Source organism: Pseudoalteromonas piscicida (genome assembly GCF_002208135.1).
GTDB lineage: Bacteria > Pseudomonadota > Gammaproteobacteria > Enterobacterales > Alteromonadaceae > Pseudoalteromonas > Pseudoalteromonas piscicida_A.
In genome coordinates, this window is sequence record NZ_CP021646.1 from 1,127,193 (window position 1) to 1,150,833 (window position 23,641).

A 23,641-nucleotide genomic window follows, 5' to 3' on the forward strand; every position below is an offset into this window, starting at 1 on the left:
TTATTTTGTCGGTGACAAAACGGTAGGTGCGGGGTTTTCAGCCATGTCTGGGAAGTCAATGGTGTAGTGCAGTCCGCGACTTTCTTTACGTTCTAACGCGCTGCGAATAATCAGTTCAGCTACTTGTACTAAGTTACGTAATTCAAGCAGGTTGTTACTCACTCTAAAGTTGGCGTAATAATCGTGGATCTCTTGCTGCAATAACTCAACGCGGCGTAGCGCACGTTCTAACCGTTTAGTTGAGCGAACAATGCCAACATAATCCCACATAAACAATCGAAGTTCGTGCCAGTTGTGGGTGATAACAACCTCTTCATCCGAGTCGCTGACACGGCTTTCGTCCCAATCTGGTAACTTCGATGGCTCAGGACGATTATCTATTTTAGCTAAAATATCTTTTGCGGCAGCGTGGGCAAACACGATGCATTCTAATAACGAATTACTCGCCATGCGGTTTGCGCCGTGTAGGCCTGTGTAAGCCACTTCGCCGATAGCGTATAAGTTATCGATGTCAGTACGACCGTTAAAGTCGGTCATCACGCCACCGCAGGTGTAATGCGCCGCTGGTACCACAGGAATTGGCTCTTTGGTGATATCTAGACCAACACTTAAGCACTTAGCATAAATCGTAGGGAAGTGCTCAATGATGAATTCCTTGTCTTTATGCGAGATATCCAGATAGACGCAATTTGCACCCAATCGTTTCATCTCATAGTCAATGGCACGAGCGACCACATCGCGGGGGCGAGTTCTTCGCGCTCATCGAAATCAGGCATAAAGCGTGTGCCGTCGGGACGTTTAAGTAGAGCACCTTCACCGCGCATGGCTTCGGTTATTAAAAAGTTTTGTAGCTCAGGGTGGTATAAGCTGGTTGGATGAAATTGGTTAAACTCCATGTTGGCCACACGACAACCCGCACGCCACGCCATTGCGATACCATCACCCGAAGAAACATCTGGATTTGAGGTATACAAGTAAACTTTACTTGCCCCGCCCGTTGCTAAAGCGACAAACTTAGCCGAGATGCTCTCAACTCTGTCCGCTTTGCGATTATAGACGTAAACACCTTTGATATCGCTTGAGTCGCCATGTTTATCTTTGATGAGATCGATGGCGTTGTATTGCTCAAGTATATTAATTTTGGGGTGTAACTGCACTTGGCTAATTAATGTGGTTTGAACTGCTTTACCCGTAGCGTCAGCTGCATGCAATATACGACGATGTGAATGCCCACCTTCACGCGTTAAATGAAAGCGCTCTTTCCCTTTGCTATCGACTTCCATATCAAATGGCACGCCTTGTTCAATCAGCCACTTCAAGCAGTTTTTTGCATTTGAGGCAGTGTAGTGCACTGCATCGCGGTCACATAAGCCAGCGCCTGCCGCAAGTGTGTCTTCGACATGAGATTCAATACTGTCATTTTTCTTATCGAATACTGCAGCAATGCCACCTTGAGCATAAAGTGTGGAGCCTTCTTTTAACGCACCTTTGCTTATCACAGTAACCTTACAGTGGTTTGCTAAAGAGAGCGCCAGAGAGAGTCCAGCAGCGCCACTACCAATAATGACTACATCAGTATTGTGGTGAGTCGTATTTTTCATATTCGAAGATCTTTACTGTTTTTGCGTTTAATTCTGCTATTTATACCACATCTGCTATCATAGGAGGCAGAGAGTTTGTTCCGTTTAACGAGAATCATTTAGAACATTTTGTGTGACTGCTAATGGAATTACGCTAAAAAGCAGCCAAGAACTAGTACGCAAAGTTGGATGAATTCGCTTATTTTAAAAAAAAATACAAAAAAACAGAACTTTTTATTCAGTACTAAGTCAGAGTAGCTGTGAATGATGGCAACTAGATACGATTTAGAAAAGCAAAAAGAGGAGTACCGGCTCGAATGAGCGAGCAGGATTTAGATCTAGATATAGTTAAACGCGTTCAACAGGGAGATAAAAACGCATTCAACCTGTTAGTTGCCAAGTATCAAAATAAAGTCGCAGCGCTTATTTCTCGTTATGTAGCGAATCAAGGTGATGTGGCAGATGTGGCACAGGAAACGTTCATTAAAGCTTATCGAGCGTTGCCTAACTTTAGGGGCGAAAGCGCATTTTATACTTGGTTGTATAGAATCGCGGTTAACTGTTCAAAAAATTATTTGGTGGCGCTTGGTCGAAAGCCGCCAGCAAACGACGTAGACGCGGAAGAAGCCGAGTTTTATGATGGTGCAGACCAACTGAGATCGAACGCTTCACCGGAAAATCTATTGTTAAGCGACGAAGTGAAAGCAGTTATTTTCAAAACCATTGAGCGCTTGCCTGACGACTTAAAAACCGCAATTACTTTGCGTGAAATCGAAGGTATGAGCTACGAGGAAATAGCTGTCATTATGGATTGTCCGGTTGGTACAGTTCGTTCGAGAATTTTTCGCGCAAGGGAAGCGATAGATAACAATTTGAACCCATTAATAGGTGAGTCTTAATATGGCACAAGCTGAAAAACAAGTGACAGAAGATTTAACGACATCGCAAATTTTTGACGGTGATCTGTCACTCAACGCTGAAACTGATGTTCGGTTAGACGAACAAAAGTTTGCTCGGTATGCCTTGATTGGTGATGTAATGCGTAGTCAAAAGCAAGACACACCTTGCATTGACATCACCAGCAGCTTTGCAGCGGCACTTGAACAAGAGCAGACGTATAGCGAGCCTACCGTTGAGCAAGTGCTAGAAACGACGCCGAAGCGCAATGTGATTGAGTTAAGTGCATGGCGTAAGCCGTTTGCACAAGTGGCTATCGCGGCAAGCGTGTCTTTATTTGCTATACTTGGTGTTAACACGTTAAGTACAGACGCGACAATACCTGCGGGCGATACCTTACAGTTGCAATCTACTCCTTTTGCTGGAGGTGTTTCTCCTGTGAGCTTATCAACTGAGCCTGCGCTTGAATCAGCGGCTAAAGGCATTAGAGAGTTACAGCAGCAACGTATTGGTGCATTGGTGCTAGAGCACCAAAGACAGTCACGCATGGCGTATGCACTGCAGCAATCAGGTGAAAACAACACCGCTGAAAAGCAAGAGGAAAAAGAGCAATAAATGAGAGCACTGTTAGTTGTAGTAAGTGTATTTTTCTCTAGTTGGCTGTGGGCAAATGAAAGCGTATCAGCCAAACAACTGCTAAAAGACATGGCCGAAGCGGTGCATCATAGAAACTTTGATGCATCGTTTGTCGTGGTGAAAGGAAAATCTATGGAGCCTTACCGCTGGCTTCATGGTAACCAAGATGGGACTGAATTTGAGCTTTTAAGTTTACTCAATGGTGCTGGACTTGAAATGATCCGCATTGGTGACAAAGTGACTTATTTTGAACCTAAGTCTGAGCCTTACACCATCCAAACAGATTCGATAGCAGGTCCTATTCCCGAAGTTTTGTTCAAAAATATCGACAGCCTCAAAGAAAGCTATGATTTTGTCTTAGGTGGTAAAGGTCGGATTGTTGACAGACCTGCTCAGCTTGTCAGATTAGAAGCAAAGGACGACGCTAAATACAACTATTGGTTGTGGATCGATACCGAGTCATCTCTGTTGCTAAAATCTGCTTACGTAAACCAACAAGGCGAATTGTTAGAACAACTTCAGCTTACCCATATCAGCGTGACTGAAACCCCAGCCGAGCAATTGTTAGAACTTTCACAAAAGCAGTTTCCTGAAGCCGTATCTGGGTTGTTGAAGACACTTGAGAATGGCACAAAAAACAATTGGCAAATTGGTTGGTTACCTCAGGGCTTTGAGCTGCTAAAATCTGACAGACATAAGTTAGATTTAAACAATGAGCTAGCAGACTACTACTTGTTTTCTGACGGTCTTGTCGATATTTCGGTATTTGTACAACGTCCTTTACCGGGGCAGCGCCCAAGTGGAGCGCTTTCGTCAGGTGCAACGACGGTTTACGTACATAACACCGGTGCGTTTGATGTATCTGTGGTTGGAAATATTCCAGCATTGACCGCAAAAGCAATCGCTGAGTCTGTGAAAAGACCTTTATGATAGAACAAACTCTGACAGTTGCCGCCATCAAAGGCGCAACTGTCTATTTAGAAGCACAGCCAAAACCCGCTTGTGAAGGCTGTAACGGCAAATGCGGCTCCCAAGTATTCGCCAAACTCTTTGGCACCCACAAAAAACAATTCCCTGTAGATTTGACGGAGTCTGTCGAAATTGGCCAAAAAATTAAGTTGGCATTAGACGACTCTAATGTGGTGAAGCATGCGTTTTATGTTTACATGATGCCATTGCTTTTTGCTTTTGCCGGCATGTTTATCGCAGCCCTCGTACTTGGTCTTAATGAACCTTTGCAGATACTTATTGCATTTACGAGTGCTGCACTCGGTTTATTTTTCGCCAGAGTCCAAGGGGATAAACTCAAACATCAGGTAAAAGTGATAAAAATTTACCCAATTAGCCTACCAATAACGCAAATAGATGGTGATTGTACTAAATAAAATGTAAAATCGAGGCCTTAATCTCTATTTGTGACTAACAGAAGTATTGAATCCAGTATATGAAGCATATCCGTAACTTTTCTATTATTGCCCACATTGACCATGGAAAATCGACGCTATCAGACCGCTTAATCCAAGTTTGTGGAGGTTTAACAGACCGCGAAATGCAGCAGCAGGTACTGGATTCGATGGACATCGAACGTGAGCGCGGCATTACCATCAAAGCACAGAGTGTAACGCTTAACTATCAAGCAAAAGATGGCGAAACCTACCAGCTAAACTTTATCGATACGCCGGGACACGTTGACTTCACTTATGAAGTTTCGCGCTCTCTAGCCGCTTGTGAAGGTGCGCTATTGGTTGTTGACGCGGGTCAAGGTGTAGAAGCACAAACACTAGCGAACTGTTACACCGCACTAGAGATGGACTTGGAAGTTATTCCCGTTCTGAACAAAATTGACTTACCACAGGCTGATCCACTTCGCGTAGCTGAAGAAATTGAAGATATCGTCGGTATTGAAGCATTAGAAGCGGTGCGTTGTAGTGCGAAAACGGGGATCGGCATTGATGAAGTGCTCGAAGTGATCGTACGTGATATTCCGCCGCCAGAAGGTGAGCCAAATGCGCCATTACAGGCACTGATTATCGATTCATGGTTTGACCCGTACCAAGGCGTAGTTTCATTGGTGCGTATTAAAAACGGTGAATTAAGAGCGGGCGAAAAGATCAAGATCATGTCTACAGAGCAAGCTCACCAAGTAGACAAAGTTGGTATTTTTACACCGAAACAAACCAATACTGGTGTGTTGAGAACGGGTGAAGTAGGGTTTGTTATCGCAGGTATCAAAGACATCCATGGTGCACCAGTTGGTGATACCATTACCATGGCGCGTGATTCTGCAACAGACCGTTTGCCTGGTTTCCAAAAGGTAAAGCCTCAGGTATACGCGGGGATGTTCCCAATTTCATCTGATGATTACGAAAACTTCCGCGATGCGCTTAATAAACTGAGCTTAAACGATGCATCACTATTCTTCGAGCCTGAAAACTCGACGGCACTGGGTTTTGGTTTCCGTTGTGGCTTCCTTGGTATGCTCCACATGGAGATTATTCAAGAGCGCCTTGAACGTGAATACGATATGGATCTTATTACCACGGCACCAACGGTAATCTATGAAGTAGAAACTAAGCACGGTGTGGTGAAAATCGATAATCCATCGGATTTACCGCCAGTAAACGACATTATTGAAATTCGTGAACCAATTGTTGAAGCGAATATTCTCGTTCCGCAAGAATATTTAGGAAACGTTATCACGCTGTGTGTTGAAAAGCGTGGTATGCAAACCAAGATGACCTATCACGGTAAGCAAGTTGCGTTAACCTATGAACTGCCGATGTCAGAAGTGGTAATGGACTTCTTTGATAAGTTGAAGTCGACCAGCCGTGGTTTTGCATCACTTGATTACAACTTCAAACGTTTTGAAGCGTCAGACATGGTACGAGTGGATATTCTAATCAATGGCGACCGTGTTGATGCGCTTGCAATAATTGTTCACCGCGATGGTTCACAAACGCGTGGTCGTCAGTTAGCTGAAGCGCTGAGAGAATTGATCCCTCGCCAAATGTTTGATATTGCTATTCAAGCTGCAATTGGTAATCACGTTATTGCGCGTAGTACAGTTAAGCAGTTACGTAAAAACGTAATCGCAAAATGTTATGGTGGTGACGTGAGCCGTAAGAAAAAGCTACTGCAAAAGCAAAAAGAAGGTAAGAAGCGTATGAAGCAACTTGGTAACGTTGAAGTGCCACAAGACGCATTCTTAGCAATATTGAAAGTAGGTAAGTAACAGGAAATACAAATGGCAGGTTATTTTTCAATTTTATTGGTGCTACTCACGGTCGGTTCAGGCCTTATTTGGTTGATCGATCATTTGGTGTATGCACCAAAAAGACAAGCTAGGCTTGCTATTGCGCAAGGTGCATCTGACGCTCAGTTGGATGCCGACATCATTGCGGAAATAGCCCCTGAACCTGCCATCGTTGAAAATGCGAAATCTATTTTTCCAATGATTGCCGCAATCACGATTTTCCGCTCGTTTATTTTTGAACCGTTTCAAATTCCATCTGGCTCCATGATGCCAACCTTATTGGATGGTGATTTTATCCTAGTGGAAAAATATGCATACGGGATTAAAGACCCTGTGTGGCGCAGCAAAATCGTTGAAACGGGCACGCCTGAGCGCGGTGATATTGCTGTGTTTAAGTTTCCGCTAGACGAGCGTATTGATTTCATCAAACGTATCGTTGGTTTACCAGGCGATCACATTGTTTATCGTAATCGTCAGCTTTACATCAAACCTAAGTGTGAAGACGGGCAGAGCGAAGCAAACGGATTGACGTGTGGCGAATATAACAAGATTGATGTAGACATTGTAAACCGTGACGAATTTACGCAAGGTCCGATGCAGTTAGTGCGTCTAACAGAGCATTTGCCAAACGTAGAACATGATATTTTAATTAATCCTGAAGTGTTAGAATTAACAGATCGCTACTATCAACAACCGGGTACTCGCCGCGATGAGTGGGTAGTACCAGAAGGAAGTTATTTTGCGATGGGTGATAACCGTAATAACAGCCAAGACAGCCGTATGTGGGGTTTTGTACCTGATGAAAATCTGGTTGGAAGAGCAGTATTTATTTGGTTGAGTTTTGATTTTGATAATGGCCCAGACAGCATTTTGCCAGGGTGGGTTCCAACTGGTGTTCGTTTTGAACGCCTAGGTAGTATTCAGTAACAATGAAAAGAAACGTAGAAGAACTTTATAATAAAATAGGGTACAACTTCTCTGATAAGGCGCTGCTTGAGCAGGCTTTGACGCATCGCAGTCACAAAGGCCAGCACAACGAGCGTCTCGAATTTTTGGGCGACTCTATTTTAAGCTTTGTGATTGCAAATGCCTTGTATCACAAGTTTCCAAAAGCGCGTGAAGGTGATTTAAGCCGCATGCGTTCAACGTTAGTGCGTGGTCAAACGCTGGCGGAATTCGGTGTGGAATTCGCGCTAGGTGATTATCTGCGCTTAGGTCCAGGTGAGCTGAAGAGTGGCGGTTTTCGCCGTGAGTCGACGCTCGCAGATGCAGTAGAAGCCATTATTGGTGCAGTCTTCTTAGACTCTGACATCGATGTGTGTAGAGATTTGGTACTAAGCTGGTACGAATCACGCTTAACTGCGATTTCACCTGGTCATAACCAAAAAGACCCGAAGACACTGCTGCAGGAGTATCTACAAGCTCGAAAATTACCTTTGCCGGGCTACACTGTAATAGATACCAAAGGGCAAGCTCACAACCAAACATTCACGGTCGAATGTATAGTGGAAGGGATGGAAAGTATAATTTCAGTAGGCAGCTCGCGACGCAAAGCTGAGCAAAAAGCTGCCGAAAAAGCGCTTAAGATATTAAAGAATGACGCTTGATACACATTGCGGCATGATTGCCATTGTCGGTAGACCTAACGTAGGTAAATCGACATTATTAAATAAACTGGTTGAGCAAAAGGTAAGTATTACCTCGCGTAAACCACAAACGACTCGTCACCGCATCATGGGGATCCATACAGAGGGTAATCATCAAGCGGTGTACGTTGATACGCCAGGACTTCATATTGAAGAAAAGCGTGCAATTAACCGCTTAATGAACCGAGCAGCATCAAGCTCAATCGGCGATGTTGAACTGGTTATTTTCGTTGTAGAAGGAACGCATTGGACGCCTGATGACGAAATGGTACTGGCTAAAGTTAAAGACAGCGGCCGTCCCATCTTGGTGGTGATGAATAAAACCGATCAGGTAAAAGATAAAGACTTGTTGATGCCACATATTCAGTGGTTGAGTGAACAGGGTGATTTTATCGGGATCGTACCTATCTCTGCGAAGCAAGGTAAGAACGTTGATATGATCAGAGAAGAAGTGCACAAGCGTTTACCTGCGTGTGAATTCTATTTCCCTGAAGATTATGTTACCGATCGCTCAATGCGTTTTATGGCGGCAGAGATCGTGCGTGAAAAGCTGATGCGCTTTATGGGCGATGAGCTACCGTACTCGGTGACGGTTGAGATCGAACAGTTTAAGTGGCAAGACAACGGCGTTTGGCAGATAAACGCGTTGATCCTTGTTGAGCGCGAATCGCAAAAACGCATGGTGATCGGCAACAAAGGCGAAAAGCTCAAAGTGATCGGTCGCGAAGCGCGTAAAGATCTTGAAAACATGCTAGACAACAAAGTCTATCTCGAATGCTGGGTTAAAGTGAAATCTGGCTGGGCAGACGACGAACGTGCTCTTCGTAGCTTAGGGTACGGAGAAGACTGATTGGATAGCGACTTTCGACAGGCCTATCTGTTACATCGCAGACCTTACAGCGATTCTCAGGTACTGCTTGACGTACTAGTCGAAGGCGTTGGACAACTCAAAATGCTTGCCCGAGTAAAGGGCAAGCAATCCCTCAAACATAATGCCCAGTTGCGGCCATTTTCATTACTTTTACTGCAATATGCAGGCAGATACGATTTTAAATACGTAAACCGTTTTGAACCCACAGACAACCAAATCCAACTCGTTGGGCGGCAGTTATATTGTGGCTTGTATCTCAATGAGCTAACACAACGCGTGGTACCCACCAACGAACCGCTAGAGCAGATCTTTGCGCTCTATCAGTTACATTTAATGCGTTTGGCCCAAGATGAAGATGTCGAACCTATCTTACGCAGCTTTGAGTTGCAATTATTGGGTGAACTTGGGTTTGGTGTGGAACTGGAGTTTGACGCAGAAGGTAATCCAGTGCGGCCAAAAGCCGCGTATAAGTACGTATCTGAGTATGGTTTTATTGCAGTCGGTCGTGAACCTGATACGATACCGGGCAGTATGTTACTAGCCATTGCCAATCAAGATTTCCAAGACCTTGCCGTGAGAAGGGCGGCTAAGCTATTAACACGAAAATTAATGGCACCGCTGGTTGGTAAGCAAGGGCTGAAAAGTAGAGAGCTATTTATTTCAAAGAAATAATACCAATTTAATCAAAGATATAAATCGGTATCGCAGTAATAAGTGGGTAATTCACTTGCTACGTCATATTATCAAGGGATAAACGATGAAAGATATTTTACTCGGCGTTAACGTAGATCATATTGCAACACTTCGTCAGGCGCGTGGCACTAGCTATCCTGATCCAGCACATGCCGCTGCCGTAGCTGAGCACGCAGGTGCCGACGGCATTACTATTCACCTACGCGAAGATCGTCGCCACATTCAAGATCGCGATGTTTACGTGATGGCAAAAACCATCCAAACACGTATGAATCTAGAAATCGCCGTAACTGACGAAATGCTCGACATCGCTTGCGAAGTAAAACCTGAATATGTTTGCTTAGTGCCAGAAAAACGCGAAGAATTAACCACGGAAGGTGGCTTAGACGTGGCGGGTAATCTAGATAGGATCACAGCGGCAACTCAGCGTCTAGCTGATGCAGGTATCAAAGTAAGCTTGTTTATCGACGCGGATAAAAAGCAGCTAGATGCTGCAAAGCAAAGCGGTGCGCCTTATATTGAGATCCACACTGGTGCTTATGCTGATGCTGAGAACGACACCGAAATGAGCGCTGAGCTTGAACGCATTCGTGAAGGCGTTCAGTATGCTCATGGCCTAGGTCTTATCGTCAACGCTGGGCATGGTTTGCATTACCATAACGTTAAACCGATTGCACAAATGCCAGAAATCTACGAGCTTAACATTGGTCATGCCATTGTCGCTCGAGCGGCAATTGATGGACTGGAAAAGGCAGTACGAGATATGAAGCGTTTGATGTTAGAGGCAAGACAGGCATAACGCTAAGCGGTAAAGAAAACGAAAGGGCTGTGTAGCCCTTTCTTTTTGCCTTGTAATCAGGTTAATACAATTGGTATCAAAATGAAAGAAATGGTGTTGGTCTTTGCAAGTTGTGCCCTTGCACCACAACTTAGCGAAGCGACAGAGAACAATGAATTTGAAATCATCACTACTACGGCATCCAGGTTAGCTGAGACGGTAGGAGAGCGCCCTGTAAGCCTCGCTTTGCTCACAGAAGCTCAGTTAGATGACATCGGCGTCACGCATATCGAAAAAGCGTTGAGGCTTGTTGCTGGTGCAAATATACAACATGGTAATGGTCAAGAGTATCTACCTGCATTGCGTTCTCAAGTGCTCTCTGGTGCAGGCGCATGTGGCGGCATTTTAATGGCTGAAGATGGTATTGCACTCAGAGCCGCTGGCTTTTGTAATATCAATGAACTCTTTGAGTCGCACTTTGAAGCGGCAGAGCGTATTGAAGTGCTAAAAGGGCCTAATAGCGTGTTGTATGGCTCTAATGCGGTGCATGGAGTGGTCAATGTGATTACTTCAAACAGCATTCAAAAGACACCTAGGATCGCACTAGATATCGGCTCCTATGGTTATAGCCGAACTCGGATGCAAGCTGGCGACAAAGCCCTTGGCTTGGGCGCCGCGTTAACCCTTACAAAAGATACGGGTTATCGTGACGATGAAAGCGTCGAGCAACAAAAGTTGAGCGTCAAACACCAATATGAAGGTAAGAAGATTGGTGTCGTATCTGGGATGACATACACCCACTTAGATCAGCAAACTGCGGGTTATATAACAGGAGTGGATAGCTATAAAAATAAGCAATTGGCAAAGCAAAACGAAAACCCTGAAGCATTTAGAAAGGCAGAGTCATTGAGAGCTTGGACAGAAATAACCGGGCACTTTGATGATAGCAACACCGTGCTAATAAAACCTTATGTACGTTGGCAAGAGATGGAGTTTGTTAAGCATTTCTTGCCGGGTAAGCCGTTTGAAGAAAATGGTCAAACTGGCGTAGGGCTGCAAACGCTTATACACACTGAACTAAGTGACTCAATACAATTAGATTGGGGAATGGATGCGGAATATACCCAAGGCGAGATGTTGCAGTATCAGCCTACGCCGACTGAAGGCTCTGTATTTTTGCGCTCAACTATCCCCACAGGAAAACACTACGACTATGAAGTAGATGCAAGGCAACTCGCGCCTTTTGCAAATCTCAGTTGGCGACAGGGTAACTGGTTAGTTGAACTGGGCGGTCGTTTTGAGTCAATGAAATACGATTATCGCAACTTTTTGCCTATTGGGCGCACCAAAGAAGATGGCTCGGAGTGTGCAATGGGCGGGTGTCGTTATAGTCGCCCAGCCAGTGGCAAAGATAGCTTTACTTATTTTTCACCAAAATTTGGTTTAAGCTACGCGTTTACTGAACTGCATATTGCCTATGCTAACGTGTCCAAAGGCTATCGCGCACCACAAGCTGCTGAGCTTTACCAATTGCAGCGAGAGCAGCTAAAAGCATCGCTAGAAGAAGAAAAGGCGGACAATATCGAGCTTGGCCTAAAGGGGAGTGCAGATAGCCTTGACTATCAGGTCGCGATTTATGACATGGAAAAAGAAAATTTGATCTTCCGAGATAGTGACTTTTTCTATATCAACGATGGTCGCTCAAGACACCGAGGTGTGGAGTTGGAGCTGAGTTATTCATTCTCAGCACATTGGCAACTAGATCTCGCCGCAACGCGTGCTAAGCATACTTATGAACAAGATAATATTCTTGGGGGCATCAATATTAATGGCAACGATCTAGATTCAGCACCAAGGAGCATCATTAACGCCCAATTGCACTGGCAAGTACTGGACAATCTCAGTTGGTCTTTAGCTTGGCATCATGTAGGAGAGTATTTTACTGACCCCGAAAATCTTCATCGTTATTCTGGTCACGACTTGCTGAGCTTACGAGGAAAATGGCAGGTAAATCCGCATTTGGCGCTGACGATGAGAGTGAAAAATCTAAGCGACGAACGTTACGCTGAGCGTGCCGATTACACTTCGTTTAGTGGTGAAAGGTACTTTCCTGGAAGACCAAGAAACATTCTAGTGTCAATGGACTACCGCTGGTAATACATGAAAAAGGGAGCAGAAAGCTCCCTTTTTGAAACCATTGTGATATTTAGTCGTCTAGTGAGCGAAGTAGTGCATTGATCCCTACTTTTTCGCGGGTTTGCTGATCTACTTTTTTCACAATAATTGCTGCGTATAGGCTATGGGAGCCATCTTTGCTTGGTAGTGATCCAGGTACTACCACCGCACCGGCTGGTACGCGACCATAATGGGTTTCGCCTGTTTCACGGTCGTAAATACGAGTACTTTGTGAAATATAGACACCCATGGAGATAACCGCACCTTCTTCAACAATCACACCTTCTACGATTTCAGAACGTGCGCCGATGAAACAGTTATCTTCAATAATCGTTGGATTGGCTTGTAGCGGCTCTAATACGCCACCAATGCCCACACCGCCAGATAGGTGTACGTTTTTACCGATCTGTGCACACGAGCCTACGGTTGCCCAAGTATCAACCATAGTGCCTTCATCAACATATGCACCAATATTGACGTAGGACGGCATAAGTACCACGTTTTTACCGACAAAGCTGCCTTGACGTGCTACCGCGTTTGGTACTACGCGCATACCACCTTGTTGGAACTGCTCTGGCGTGTAGTCTGAGAATTTTAATGGTACTTTGTCGTAAAACTGGTTAACGCCATCGCTCATTGGTTGGTTGTCACGAATTCTAAAAGACAGGAGTACCGCCTTTTTCAACCATTGATGTACAACCCACTCACCACTAATTTTTTCAGCAACACGTGCTGCACCTGAATCTAGCATTTCTAGTGCGTTGACAATCGCCTGTTTTACTTCGTCTGATACCGTTGTTGGAGTGATGGTATCGCGGTTTTCCCACGCGGTTTCAATAGTCGTTTTTAAATCAGACATAAATTCCTCGTTAATCTGTTTCAGCATTTAATTTTTTGAGTAGGGCACGATGAAGCTCAGCTTTTTGTACTTCATCTAGTGCCTTGTAATCTTTGTTCGAGACGACGAAAAAGTCTTCTGCGCGTTCGCCGACGGTTGTAATGCGCGCGGCATGAATATGTAGTGAATAGGCCTGAAATACCTCAGCAATTTTAGTCAGTAATCCAGGAATATCAATGGCTTGTATTTCAATAAGACTACGGTTTGCTCTAGCATGAGGGCGCAAGATAATTTTTGGCCTAATATTAAAATCTTTAAACTTCTGTGAGCGGTTCTTTTTGACTCTGATTTTCTTTTTTGGATCTTTTAAGAGCGTCTCTAAGCCTCTTCTGATCCCCGCGGCGCGGCCGGTACTGAGTGGGTCGCCATTCACTTCTAAAATAACAAAGCTAAAGACAACATAGCCATCTTTGGTAGTCATGACCTGAGCATGCTGGATCTGTGCTTTTTTAGAACCAATCACACTGACCAGTTTGGCAAACAACGCCGACTCATAAGGACTATATACGAATACTTGTGTTCCGCCATGCATGGGCTTGTCAGAAACGATCACGCTTGGCTGACTTAAATCATCAGATTTTAATAAATGTTCAGTATGCCAAGAGATTTGCTGTTCGCTAAATGCAGTAAAATAGTTCGCCTTAAAGCGTGACCAAATAAGGTCAATGTATTCTTCAAAGTAGCCCAGATTAAGCAGACGTTGCTTGGCTTGGCGTTTCTTGTCACGGATCTGATCGCGCATATCCATCGGGTTTTCAAGACCCAATCGTAGTGCTCGTTGGGTATGTAAATACAGCTCACGTAAGAGGGTATTTTTCCAATCGTTCCAGAGGTTGTCGTTGGTTGCACGAATGTCGGCGACCGTTAAACAGTAGAGATAATCTAGCTGACGTTCATTTTTCACTTTTTGTGCAAATTCAGCAATAACATCTGGGTCGTTAATATCTTTACGCTGGGCAGTGACAGACATCAGTAGATGATTTTGTACCAGCCACGCGACAAGCTTTGCATCCGACGGCGTAAAGCCGTGCATTTTGGTAAATGCCATGGCATCGACTGCGCCAAGCTCGGAATGGTCGCCACCTCGACCTTTGGCAATATCGTGAAAGATCCCGGCTAAGTAAAGCAACTCAGGCTTGTCCATACGGGCGACAATCTCAGAACAAATCGGGAACTCGCTAATATGCTCTTTATCGAAATACCGGTAGATATTATTGATGAGCTTATGGGTATGCTCATCCACTGTGTAGGCGTGAAATAGGTCGAACTGCATTTGACCAAAAATATTACGCCACTGCGGTAAATAGGCCGCAATGATCCCGTGTTTGTGCATGAGAGTAAATGCTCGCCCCATGCCATTTGGGTGTTTCAATAGCCTTAAAAAAGCGTCACGACAGCCTGCGTAATCTTGCAAATCGCCCAATAAACGACGTCTGACTTGACGCATAGTACGGATGGTACTTGGGTCAATCTGATTGATTTTAGGGTTGTCTGCAATGTGTTCAAAAAGGACAAACAAATTCTCTCGACGGAAAAATACTGAAGGGTTTTTAACGCGAATTTTGTTGCCAATACGCTCAAAGTTCCTGTCGAGTGGCACGGCCTCTTGTTCCAACTGCTCAGGAAGAATACTTTGTTCGAAATAGGAAAGCAGCATTTGGTTCATTTCGCGCACTCGGCTCATGATCCTAAATAAGCGTTTCATCATGCGCTCAACTGAGGCTTTACCTTCAGAGCCGAAACCGAGGAGCTCTGCAGCATGTGGTTGATGGTCAAACAGTAAACGGTTCTCACTGCGGCCAGCGGCTAAGTGCAGCGCAAAGCGAATGTTCCACAGGTTTTCGATGCACTCTAACAGCTCTTGATATTCTTCATGGGTCAAATAACCGTGATTGATTAACTCTTCCAAAGTTTCAGCGCGGAAGTGCTTTTTAGCGACCCAAAAAATGGTTTGCAGATCGCGAAGGCCACCAGGATTTTCTTTAATGTTAGGCTCAAGGTTGTATGCGGTACCATGGCATTTTTTATGGCGAATATTTTGCTCATTGACCTTGGCGATAAAAAAGTCACTAGATTGCCAAATTGGGGTTTCGACAATATGTCGTTTGAGGCGTTCATATTCAATATGGTTACCACAAATGAGGCGGCTTTCCAGCAGGCTAGTGGCAAAGTGAACGTCTTCTTGTTTTTGTTCTAAGACTTGTTCATGGGTTCTTACGCTATGGCCAATGTCTAGACCTAAATCCCATAGATAAGTGACAAAACGCTCTAAACAGCTGGTCACCTCTTCACAGGGGGCAGATTTGGTCAGCACCAAAAAATCGATATCAGAGAACGGGTGCAACTCACCACGGCCATAACCACCAATGGCGATTAACGACAAGTCTGGTTGATGCGCCAGTCCAGTTTCATTAAACAGTTTAATCAACAATCGGTCGATAAATTCGGCGCGAGAGTTAATTAGATTTCTAACGGGTTGCTTGGCAAATTGATTGCTTAACCATTTGTAGAAAAAAGCAAGACAATCACGGTAATCGGTAAGTTCTTGTGCTTCATCAAGAAGCGTCTTCACTTTGTTCGGTAATGCCACTTAGGATCCTGTGTCATGCGCGCAAAAACAGTAGAGTCCTGTTTTACACTAAATAAATAAGAATTGCGAGTGACGGAAAGGCGAAGGGTCAAGGATTGGACAACTAATCCCTACGTGTAACGGATATCTAAAAACAAGAGGCACTGTAACGGTTGTGGCGTGAGTTTTACAATAAAAAGCCAGCGCTGTAGCTGGCTTTGACAAATTCTTTGGTAATTAAGCTGAATGCGTAATAACGCGATCTATCGTTTCATCATTGCGTAGCGTTAAGATCTCAACGCCATTGTCTGTGACAAGCAGCGTGTGTTCCCATTGTGCCGAAAGGCTACGGTCTTTGGTGACTACAGTCCAATCATCTTTTAGTAGCTTACATTGGCGCTTACCCGCGTTAACCATAGGCTCGATAGTTAAACACATACCAGCTTTAAGTACTTCGCCGGTGCCCGGTTTGCCGTAGTGCATTACTTGTGGCTCTTCATGGAATTCTTTACCAATGCCGTGACCACAATATTCACGTACGATAGAGTAGTTAAAGCCTTCTGCATACTTTTGAATTGCAGCGCCAATATCACCCAAACGCACGCCTGGTTTTACCATTTTTATCGCAAGGTATAGGCTCTCTTGCGTGATTTCGCTTAAGCGCTTACCTTGGATAGTTGGTGTACCGACATAAAACATTTTTGACGTATCGCCATGATAACCATCTTTGATCACGGTGATGTCGATATTGATAATGTCGCCTTCTTTTAGCGGTTTATCGTTCGGGATACCGTGACAGATCACGTGGTTAACTGAGGTACAAATAGACTTCGGAAAGCCGTGATAATTTAGCGGTGCAGGAATGGCACCTTGCTCATCAACAATGTAGTTGTGACAAATGGTGTTTAATTCGTCGGTGGTCACCCCTGGCTTAACATACGGCTCGATCATTTCCAGTACTTCCGCGGCTAAACGCCCGGCAACACGCATTTTTTCGATTTCTTCAGGGGTTTTGATCACTGCACTCATTTAGACTCCAAGTCAATTTAGATGAACATTTATTATGCACAAATTTTACGCATAAGATTGAGTTAATTCTTTATATATGGTATAAAGCGCGCCGTCTTTTTACAAATAATTCTTCCTCACACGATGAGATTGAATGTCTGTAGTTAAGACAACACACTTATTAATATTAACACACACACATATCGACACATACACTTGGGTGCATGCAGTTATAAAAACTTCGTGTTGGTGCTATGGGATATGTGGAGGCCTAACCCTAACTTTTAGAGGAAAAATACAATGGCAAACGTTTCAATGCGCGATATGCTTCAAGCTGGTGTTCACTTCGGTCACCAAGCACGTTACTGGAACCCTAAGATGAAGCCGTTCATCTTCGGTGCACGTAACCGCGTTCATATCATCAACCTAGAAAAAACTGTTCCAATGTTCAACGATGCACTTAAGTTCTTACAGAACGTAGCATCTAACAAAGGCAAAATCCTTTTCGTAGGTACTAAGCGCGCTGCAAGCGAAGCAGTTAAAGAAGCGGCTATCCAAAGTGAGCAGTTCTACGTAAATCACCGTTGGTTAGGTGGTATGTTGACTAACTGGAAAACAGTTCGTCAATCAATCAAGCGTCTTAAAGAGCTTGAGACTCAAAGCCAAGACGGTACTTTCGAGAAGCTTACTAAGAAAGAAGCGCTAATGCTTACTCGTGAAATGCAAAAGCTTGAAAAAGGCCTTGGCGGTATCAAAGATATGGGCGGTCTTCCTGACGCTATCTTCGTTATCGACGCTGACCACGAGCACATCGCTATCCGTGAAGCTAACAACCTAGGTATCCCAGTAGTATCTGTTGTTGATACTAACTCAAACCCAGATGGTGTTGATTTCATCATCCCAGGTAACGACGACGCTATCCGTGCAATCCAGCTATACACTGGTGCAGTAGCGACTGCTATCACTGAAGGTCGTGAAAGCAACATCGTTGCTCAAGCAGAAAACGACGACTTCGTTGAAGCTGAGTAATTACCTGATTAGGTATTAGCTGTCATCAAGTCTTCATCAAATTATTGGTGAAGACTTGATATTCTTTATAAGCGATTAACTGCTTATCCCGTTGTTTGCCAAGCAGACCTTGAAAGATAACGGATTTTTATCAAATTGAGGCGAGCTGTACTTGATTTGATATTCAGCCAACCTAAGGTTGGTTTTATCAAGAACTGAATTCAGATTTGAGGATATTCTAATGGCTGTAACTGCTGCCCTAGTAAAAGAACTTCGTGAGCGCACTGGCGCTGGCATGATGGATTGTAAAAAAGCACTGACAGAAACTGGTGGTGATATCGATCAAGCAATCGAAAACATGCGTAAAAGTGGTGCTGCTAAAGCTGCTAAAAAAGCAGGCAACATCGCTGCTGAAGGTACAATCATCATCAAGCAAGGCGAAGGTTTTGCTGCACTAGTAGAAGTTAACTGTCAAACTGACTTCGTAGCAAAAGATGCAAGCTTCCTTGCATTTGCTAACGAAATTGCTGACGCAGCTGTAGCTGAGCAACTCACTATCGAAGACTTACAAGCTAAGTTTGAAGAGACTCGTGTTGCACTAGTAGCTAAAATCGGTGAGAACATGAACATCCGTCGTGTTTCTTACATCCAAGGTGACAAGCTAGTTGCTTACCGTCACGGCGAGCGTATCGGTGTTGTTGTAGCTGGTGATGCTGACGAAGAAACACTTAAGCACGTTGCAATGCACGTTGCTGCTTCTAAGCCAGACTACCTAAACCCAGAAGACGTACCTGCTGAAGTAGTTGAAAAAGAAAAAGCGGTTCAAGTTGAAATCGCAATGAACGAAGGTAAGCCAGCTGAAATCGCTGAGAAGATGGTTGTTGGTCGTATGAAGAAGTTCACTGGTGAGATCTCTCTTACTGGTCAAGCTTTCATCATGGAACCTAAGAAATCAGTGGGTGACTACCTTAAAGAGAAGAATGCATCTGTTTCTTCATTCGTTCGCCTAGAAGTAGGTGAAGGTATCGAGAAGAAAGAAGAAGACTTCGCAGCAGAAGTTGCAGCACAAATCGCTGCAGCAAAAGGCCAGTAATCACTTATTGTGATGCCTAATGATGTAAAAGCTGACATTAGCTTTGCGTCATTGCTGAAAATTCTCTAAAATAACCGCGCATTTATGTCTAGCATAAGCGCGGTTATTTTTTACCTCACTTTTAATTGGCCCGGATATTATGACTATCAATAAAAAACCTGTTTTTAGACGCGTTCTTTTAAAGCTTAGTGGTGAAGCTTTAATGGGAGATGAAGGCTTTGGTATCGATCCAAAAGTATTGGATCGTATGGCACAAGAAATCAAAGAGTTAGTAGAGCTCGACGTAGAAGTGGGTTTGGTTATCGGTGGCGGTAACTTCTTACGTGGTGGTTCACTTGCAGAAGCGGGCATGAATCGCGTTGTGGGCGACCACATGGGCATGCTAGCGACCGTCATGAATGGCCTTGCGATGCGTGATGCGCTGCACCGTGCTTTTGTAAACGCACGTTTAATGTCTGCTATCCCGCTAAATGGCGTGTGTGATGCGTACAATTGGGCGGAAGCAATTAGCCTATTAAAATCTGGCCGTGTTGTTATTTTCTCTGCAGGTACGGGCAACCCATTCTTTACCACGGACTCAGCAGCATGTTTGCGCGGTATCGAGATTGAAGCGGATACCGTGATTAAAGCCACTAAGGTTGAAGGGGTATTTAGTGACGATCCGGTGAAAAACCCAGATGCTACGCTATACCGCACGTTGACTTACAACGAAGTTATCGACAAAGAATTGAAAGTGATGGATTTAGCTGCATTTACATTGGCACGTGACCACAATATGCCAATCAGCGTATTCAACATGAATAAACCGGGTGCATTGAAAAATGTCATCATGGGTGAAGAGGAAGGTACCCTTATCTCTTCTCAAGCAGCAGAATAATCTGACGACTATTTCAGCAACTCGTAGTTAAGTAGCGAATCTCTAAATTGCGAGTATAATCTGGCATAACAAGAACAGACTAGGAAAGTATTGTGATCGAAGATATTAAAAAAGACGCTCAAGAGCGCATGAAAAAAAGTGTGGCGGCACTTGGAAGCCAGCTTTCTAAAATCCGCACAGGTCGTGCGCACCCTGCGCTACTAGATGGTATTTCTGTTTCTTACTACGGTGCAGATACACCGCTAAACCAAGTAGCAAACGTAACGACGGAAGATTCTCGTACACTGGCTATTAGCGTATTCGACAAATCGCTTGCACAAGCGGTAGAAAAGGCAATCATGTCTTCTGACTTAGGTTTAAACCCAATGTCAGCGGGTACCGTGATCCGTGTTCCACTTCCTCCGCTAACTGAAGAGCGTCGTAAAGATCTAATCAAGATCGTACGTGGAGAGGTTGAGGGCGGTCGTGTTGCAGTGCGTAACATTCGTCGTGATGCAAATGGTGATATTAAATCATTGCTAAAAGACAAAGAAATCTCAGAAGACGAAGCGCGTCAAGCGGAAGATGATATCCAAAAATTGACTGACAAGTTCATCAAAGAAATGGATACACAACTAAGCGCGAAAGAAGCTGAGTTGATGGAAATCTAGATGTCTTTATCCTAGCGTTTATATTTACGCACTGTTTACGTATTGCAGAAAATTCTGCTTTGTTTCTGAGCAGTTAGCGTTTTTTTGGCTGGGTACAATGACAAATTTATTAGGTTTGAAGCGCCGCCTAGGGTATACTAGGCGGCGTTTTTTTTCACTTAAATTGGAATTATGGTTTTAAAAGCAGAGGTTATTTCGCAGCAATCATTGCCAAAACATGTTGCGATAATAATGGATGGCAACGGTCGTTGGGCTCAAGCTCGCAGGCGTCCTCGCGCCTTCGGACATAAGAAGGGCGTAGATTCGGTTCGTAGTGCTGTACAATTCTGTTCCAAGTTAGGTATAGAGTCTCTGACGCTATTTGCCTTTAGTAGTGAAAACTGGCGTAGGCCAGAAGATGAAGTCAGCACGTTAATGGAATTATTTATTTATGTGTTGTCTAAAGAAGTTAAAAAATTACATAAGAACAACGTAAAGCTAACCATTATTGGCGATCTTTCTCGTTTTCCTGACAACCTCCAAAAGCGTGTTCATGAAGCCCAAACATTGACCCAGGACAATACAGGGCTTAACTTAAACATTGCAGCAAATTACGGTGGGCGTTGGGATATCACACAGGCAGCACAACACCTCGCAAAACAAGTTGCAGCGGGTGAATTGCAACCAAGTGATATAACCGAAGATGCCTTGACAGAGCAGATGACGATGGCCGATCAAGCGAATCTCGACTTGCTGATCAGAACGGGAGGCGACTTCCGCATCAGTAACTTCTTGCTGTGGCAAGCTGCGTATGCCGAACTCTATTTTACCGACACGCTTTGGCCTGATTTTGACGAGCAAGCATTCTCTGAAGCCATTGCTTGTTACGTGTCTAGAGAGCGACGCTTCGGATGCACAGGAGAGCAGATAAAGCAGCTCCTCGCAGAGAAAGACGCAACAAGTTAAGGGTTCAAATTTGTTAAAACAACGTATTCTAACGTCAGCGGTGCTTGCACCTCTGGCTCTACTTTTGGTGTTTTATACACCGCTGGCAATGTTCAGTACTATTGCCGCACTAATCGTTTTGCTTGGTGCATGGGAGTGGTCGGCGCTTGCAGGCCTGTGTCAAAAGCGTCAGCGTTTTACTTTCGTTGGCGTCATGGCGGTGTTAATTCTATTGCTTAACACCCATTGGCCGATACAGGATTTATGGCAGCAAGGGCGCTTAGTCGCTGATGCTAATTATGTATTTACGCTCGCTTTTGCGTGGTGGTTGGTTGCCACTTTCTTAGTGGTTAAATACCCACGAGCAGCTCGGGCTTGGAATGAAGGGATCATGATGCGCTCCATCGCCGGTGTACTGACGCTAGTACCGCTGTGGCTTGCGTTAAACGTGATGCGTAGCGCCGGATACGAAGATGGTGAACACATAGGCTCAGTCCTTATCATGGTGGTATTGGGGATAGTGTGGAGCGCGGACATTGGCGCTTACTTCGCAGGAAAGAATTTAGGCAAGCATAAGCTCATGCCTAAAGTGAGCCCTAATAAAACGATTGAAGGTCTAGTCGGTGGCGTGATCACCGCGGTTGTTTTTGTGTTAGTGTTTTGTCACTTCGCCGCGATTGACCTCAATATGTGGCCAATTTATGCTGCAATGACCATTATTATCGCGCTATTTTCTGCTGTTGGTGATTTGCTTGAAAGTATGTTTAAGCGCGAAGTAGGTCTTAAAGATTCAGGCCGTTGTTTGCCAGGTCACGGCGGTATCCTAGATCGCATTGATAGCTTAACGGCTGCAGCACCCATTTTTGCTTTTTGCTACGCTTGGACGGTTGTGTTATGAGCGAGCAAAACTTGGTAGTACTGGGAGCTACAGGCTCTATTGGACTATCAACCTTAGATGTTGTCAGCCGCAATAAAGAACAATATCGTGTATTTGCCTTAGTCGCAGGTCAAAACGCGGAAAAGATGGCTGAGCTTTGTTTACGTCATCAGCCTAAATACGCGGTTATGAGCTCTGAGCACGCAGCTCGGCAACTTTCTCAACGTTTGAGGGGCATTACCACCGAAGTACTCCATGGCGTTGAAGCAATGGCTGAGATGGCTCGCCATGTGGGTGTGGATATCGTGATGTCCGCAATCGTTGGTGCAGCAGGGTTGTTACCGACACTAGCGGCAGTTGAAGCGGGTAAAAAAGTGCTGCTGGCGAACAAAGAGTCGTTAGTAATGAGTGGCCAGCTGTTTATGGATAAAGTAAAAGCGCATGGTGCGACTTTACTCCCTATCGACAGTGAACATAATGCTATTTATCAGTGCCTACCAGCGACCATTCAAACGGGACAATCTTCAAACCTAAGTCACAGCGGTGTTAGTAAGATTTTATTAACCGGTTCTGGTGGACCTTTCTTGCAGCGCTCATTGGCTACCTTAGCTTCAGTAACAGTCGAAGAAGCGGTTGCGCATCCTAATTGGTCCATGGGCAGAAAAATCTCTGTCGACTCTGCGACTATGATGAATAAAGGGCTAGAGTTTATTGAGGCTAAGTGGTTATTCAACTGCTCAGCTGACGATATTGAAGTGGTGATCCACCCACAAAGTATGATCCACTCTATGGTGCAGTATCGCGACGGCTCAGTGCTGGCACAAATGGGGCAGCCAGACATGCGAACGCCGATTGCGTATGGGCTTGCCTACCCAGAAAGAATCGACGCGGGCGTTGAACCATTAGACTTTTCTCAGATTGTCGATTTCACTTTTACCAAACCTGATTTTAACCGTTATCCTAACCTCAAATTAGCAATTGACGCCTGTCGTAGTGGTCAGGCCGCAACAACAACAGTAAATGCGGCAAATGAAATTGCCGTAGCGGCATTTTTAGAGGGGAAAATAGGGTTTTGTGATATCTATCGAGTCAACGCCTTAACACTTGAGCAAAGTGCGCTAAGCGTATTAGAATCCGTTGAGTCTATTATGGAAACAGACCGAACGGCACGCCACCGAGCGCAGCAAATTATCGCCACATTGAGGTAA

21 protein-coding genes and 1 pseudogene are annotated in these 23,641 nt (G+C 44.6%); 18 read left to right on the forward strand and 4 right to left on the reverse strand.

Annotated elements, in window-relative coordinates:
* Positions 1–1,601, reverse strand: a pseudogene (gene nadB / locus B1L02_RS05415) (L-aspartate oxidase).
* Between the two features lie 296 nt (positions 1,602–1,897).
* Between nadB and rpoE the strand changes: the two are divergent.
* From rpoE to B1L02_RS05470, 11 genes are all read left to right on the forward strand, one after another.
* The gene (rpoE, locus tag B1L02_RS05420; protein ID WP_010371267.1) at positions 1,898–2,479 is read left to right on the forward strand and encodes an RNA polymerase sigma factor RpoE; all 582 of its coding nucleotides are present in this window, start codon (positions 1,898–1,900) and stop codon (positions 2,477–2,479) included.
* 1 nt (position 2,480) lies between these two features.
* Positions 2,481–3,092, forward strand: a complete 612-nt coding sequence (locus B1L02_RS05425; RefSeq protein ID WP_088530215.1) for a sigma-E factor negative regulatory protein — start codon at positions 2,481–2,483, stop codon at positions 3,090–3,092.
* The gene (locus B1L02_RS05430) at positions 3,093–4,043 is read left to right on the forward strand and encodes a MucB/RseB C-terminal domain-containing protein (RefSeq protein ID WP_088530216.1); all 951 of its coding nucleotides are present in this window, start codon (positions 3,093–3,095) and stop codon (positions 4,041–4,043) included.
* Positions 4,040–4,498 carry a SoxR reducing system RseC family protein gene (locus B1L02_RS05435; protein WP_010606761.1) on the forward strand — a complete coding sequence of 153 codons (459 nt, stop codon included), beginning with the start codon at positions 4,040–4,042 and terminating at the stop codon, positions 4,496–4,498. Before B1L02_RS05430 ends, B1L02_RS05435 begins: the two co-directional genes overlap by 4 nt.
* A 59-nt stretch (positions 4,499–4,557) precedes the next feature.
* Positions 4,558–6,345: a translation elongation factor 4 gene (gene lepA, locus B1L02_RS05440; protein ID WP_017216097.1), complete on the forward strand. Its 1,788-nt coding sequence runs from the start codon at positions 4,558–4,560 to the stop codon at positions 6,343–6,345.
* A 12-nt stretch (positions 6,346–6,357) separates the two neighbouring features.
* Entirely contained in the window at positions 6,358–7,293 is a 936-nt protein-coding gene (gene lepB / locus B1L02_RS05445) for a signal peptidase I (RefSeq protein ID WP_088530217.1), read from the forward strand.
* Between the two features lie 2 nt (positions 7,294–7,295).
* A complete protein-coding gene (gene rnc, locus B1L02_RS05450) occupies positions 7,296–7,973 on the forward strand; it encodes a ribonuclease III (RefSeq protein WP_010371291.1) in 678 nt (225 codons plus the stop codon).
* Complete coding sequence (era, locus tag B1L02_RS05455) at positions 7,963–8,862, forward strand: GTPase Era (RefSeq protein ID WP_088530218.1); 900 nt, start codon at positions 7,963–7,965, stop codon at positions 8,860–8,862. Before rnc ends, era begins: the two co-directional genes overlap by 11 nt.
* Positions 8,863–9,555 carry a DNA repair protein RecO gene (gene recO, locus B1L02_RS05460; RefSeq protein WP_017216096.1) on the forward strand — a complete coding sequence of 231 codons (693 nt, stop codon included), beginning with the start codon at positions 8,863–8,865 and terminating at the stop codon, positions 9,553–9,555.
* 85 nt (positions 9,556–9,640) lie between these two features.
* Positions 9,641–10,375 (forward strand): pyridoxine 5'-phosphate synthase, encoded by a 735-nt coding sequence (pdxJ, locus tag B1L02_RS05465; RefSeq protein WP_088530219.1) that lies wholly within the window; start codon positions 9,641–9,643, stop codon positions 10,373–10,375.
* Positions 10,376–10,456: 81 nt separating this feature from the next.
* Entirely contained in the window at positions 10,457–12,511 is a 2,055-nt protein-coding gene (locus tag B1L02_RS05470; RefSeq protein WP_088530220.1) for a TonB-dependent receptor, read from the forward strand.
* 49 nt (positions 12,512–12,560) lie between these two features.
* Here the strand turns inward: B1L02_RS05470 and dapD are convergent, their stop codons facing one another.
* The 3 genes from dapD to map form a co-directional block, all read right to left on the reverse strand.
* Positions 12,561–13,388: a 2,3,4,5-tetrahydropyridine-2,6-dicarboxylate N-succinyltransferase gene (gene dapD / locus B1L02_RS05475; RefSeq protein WP_039497128.1), complete on the reverse strand. Its 828-nt coding sequence runs from the start codon at positions 13,386–13,388 to the stop codon at positions 12,561–12,563.
* A gap of 10 nt (positions 13,389–13,398) precedes the next feature.
* Positions 13,399–16,017, reverse strand: a complete 2,619-nt coding sequence (glnD, locus tag B1L02_RS05480; RefSeq protein ID WP_088530221.1) for a [protein-PII] uridylyltransferase — start codon at positions 16,015–16,017, stop codon at positions 13,399–13,401.
* Between the two features lie 216 nt (positions 16,018–16,233).
* Complete coding sequence (map, locus tag B1L02_RS05485) at positions 16,234–17,025, reverse strand: type I methionyl aminopeptidase (protein ID WP_010606768.1); 792 nt, start codon at positions 17,023–17,025, stop codon at positions 16,234–16,236.
* Between the two features lie 279 nt (positions 17,026–17,304).
* Between map and rpsB the strand changes: the two genes are divergently transcribed.
* The 7 genes from rpsB to ispC all read left to right on the forward strand — a co-directional run bounded on the left by rpsB (position 17,305) and on the right by ispC (position 23,641).
* On the forward strand, positions 17,305–18,033 hold the full coding sequence (gene rpsB / locus B1L02_RS05490) for a 30S ribosomal protein S2 (protein ID WP_010371318.1): 729 nt from the start codon (positions 17,305–17,307) through the stop codon (positions 18,031–18,033).
* Between the two features lie 220 nt (positions 18,034–18,253).
* Positions 18,254–19,105, forward strand: coding sequence for a translation elongation factor Ts (gene tsf, locus B1L02_RS05495; protein ID WP_010371321.1), 852 nt, complete (start codon positions 18,254–18,256; stop codon positions 19,103–19,105).
* A gap of 139 nt (positions 19,106–19,244) precedes the next feature.
* A complete protein-coding gene (pyrH, locus tag B1L02_RS05500) occupies positions 19,245–19,982 on the forward strand; it encodes a UMP kinase (protein ID WP_010371324.1) in 738 nt (245 codons plus the stop codon).
* A 92-nt stretch (positions 19,983–20,074) separates the two neighbouring features.
* Positions 20,075–20,632 carry a ribosome recycling factor gene (gene frr, locus B1L02_RS05505; RefSeq protein WP_010371327.1) on the forward strand — a complete coding sequence of 186 codons (558 nt, stop codon included), beginning with the start codon at positions 20,075–20,077 and terminating at the stop codon, positions 20,630–20,632.
* Between the two features lie 171 nt (positions 20,633–20,803).
* A complete protein-coding gene (locus tag B1L02_RS05510; RefSeq protein WP_088530222.1) occupies positions 20,804–21,577 on the forward strand; it encodes an isoprenyl transferase in 774 nt (257 codons plus the stop codon).
* A 10-nt stretch (positions 21,578–21,587) separates the two neighbouring features.
* On the forward strand, positions 21,588–22,454 hold the full coding sequence (locus B1L02_RS05515; RefSeq protein ID WP_017216091.1) for a phosphatidate cytidylyltransferase: 867 nt from the start codon (positions 21,588–21,590) through the stop codon (positions 22,452–22,454).
* Positions 22,451–23,641, forward strand: coding sequence for a 1-deoxy-D-xylulose-5-phosphate reductoisomerase (gene ispC, locus B1L02_RS05520; protein WP_088530223.1), 1,191 nt, complete (start codon positions 22,451–22,453; stop codon positions 23,639–23,641). The genes B1L02_RS05515 and ispC overlap by 4 nt, the downstream gene beginning before the upstream one ends.

Coding starts and splice junctions, on each gene's coding strand:
- rpoE (WP_010371267.1), top strand. CDS start 1,898: ATGAGCGAGCAGGATTTAGATCTAGATATAGTTAAACGCGTTCAACAG.
- B1L02_RS05425 (WP_088530215.1), top strand. CDS start 2,481: ATGGCACAAGCTGAAAAACAAGTGACAGAAGATTTAACGACATCGCAA.
- B1L02_RS05430 (WP_088530216.1), top strand. CDS start 3,093: ATGAGAGCACTGTTAGTTGTAGTAAGTGTATTTTTCTCTAGTTGGCTG.
- B1L02_RS05435 (WP_010606761.1), top strand. CDS start 4,040: ATGATAGAACAAACTCTGACAGTTGCCGCCATCAAAGGCGCAACTGTC.
- lepA (WP_017216097.1), top strand. CDS start 4,558: ATGAAGCATATCCGTAACTTTTCTATTATTGCCCACATTGACCATGGA.
- lepB (WP_088530217.1), top strand. CDS start 6,358: ATGGCAGGTTATTTTTCAATTTTATTGGTGCTACTCACGGTCGGTTCA.
- rnc (WP_010371291.1), top strand. CDS start 7,296: ATGAAAAGAAACGTAGAAGAACTTTATAATAAAATAGGGTACAACTTC.
- era (WP_088530218.1), top strand. CDS start 7,963: ATGACGCTTGATACACATTGCGGCATGATTGCCATTGTCGGTAGACCT.
- pdxJ (WP_088530219.1), top strand. CDS start 9,641: ATGAAAGATATTTTACTCGGCGTTAACGTAGATCATATTGCAACACTT.
- B1L02_RS05470 (WP_088530220.1), top strand. CDS start 10,457: ATGAAAGAAATGGTGTTGGTCTTTGCAAGTTGTGCCCTTGCACCACAA.
- dapD (WP_039497128.1), bottom strand. CDS start 13,388: ATGTCTGATTTAAAAACGACTATTGAAACCGCGTGGGAAAACCGCGAT.
- map (WP_010606768.1), bottom strand. CDS start 17,025: ATGAGTGCAGTGATCAAAACCCCTGAAGAAATCGAAAAAATGCGTGTT.
- rpsB (WP_010371318.1), top strand. CDS start 17,305: ATGGCAAACGTTTCAATGCGCGATATGCTTCAAGCTGGTGTTCACTTC.
- tsf (WP_010371321.1), top strand. CDS start 18,254: ATGGCTGTAACTGCTGCCCTAGTAAAAGAACTTCGTGAGCGCACTGGC.
- pyrH (WP_010371324.1), top strand. CDS start 19,245: ATGACTATCAATAAAAAACCTGTTTTTAGACGCGTTCTTTTAAAGCTT.
- B1L02_RS05510 (WP_088530222.1), top strand. CDS start 20,804: ATGGTTTTAAAAGCAGAGGTTATTTCGCAGCAATCATTGCCAAAACAT.
- ispC (WP_088530223.1), top strand. CDS start 22,451: ATGAGCGAGCAAAACTTGGTAGTACTGGGAGCTACAGGCTCTATTGGA.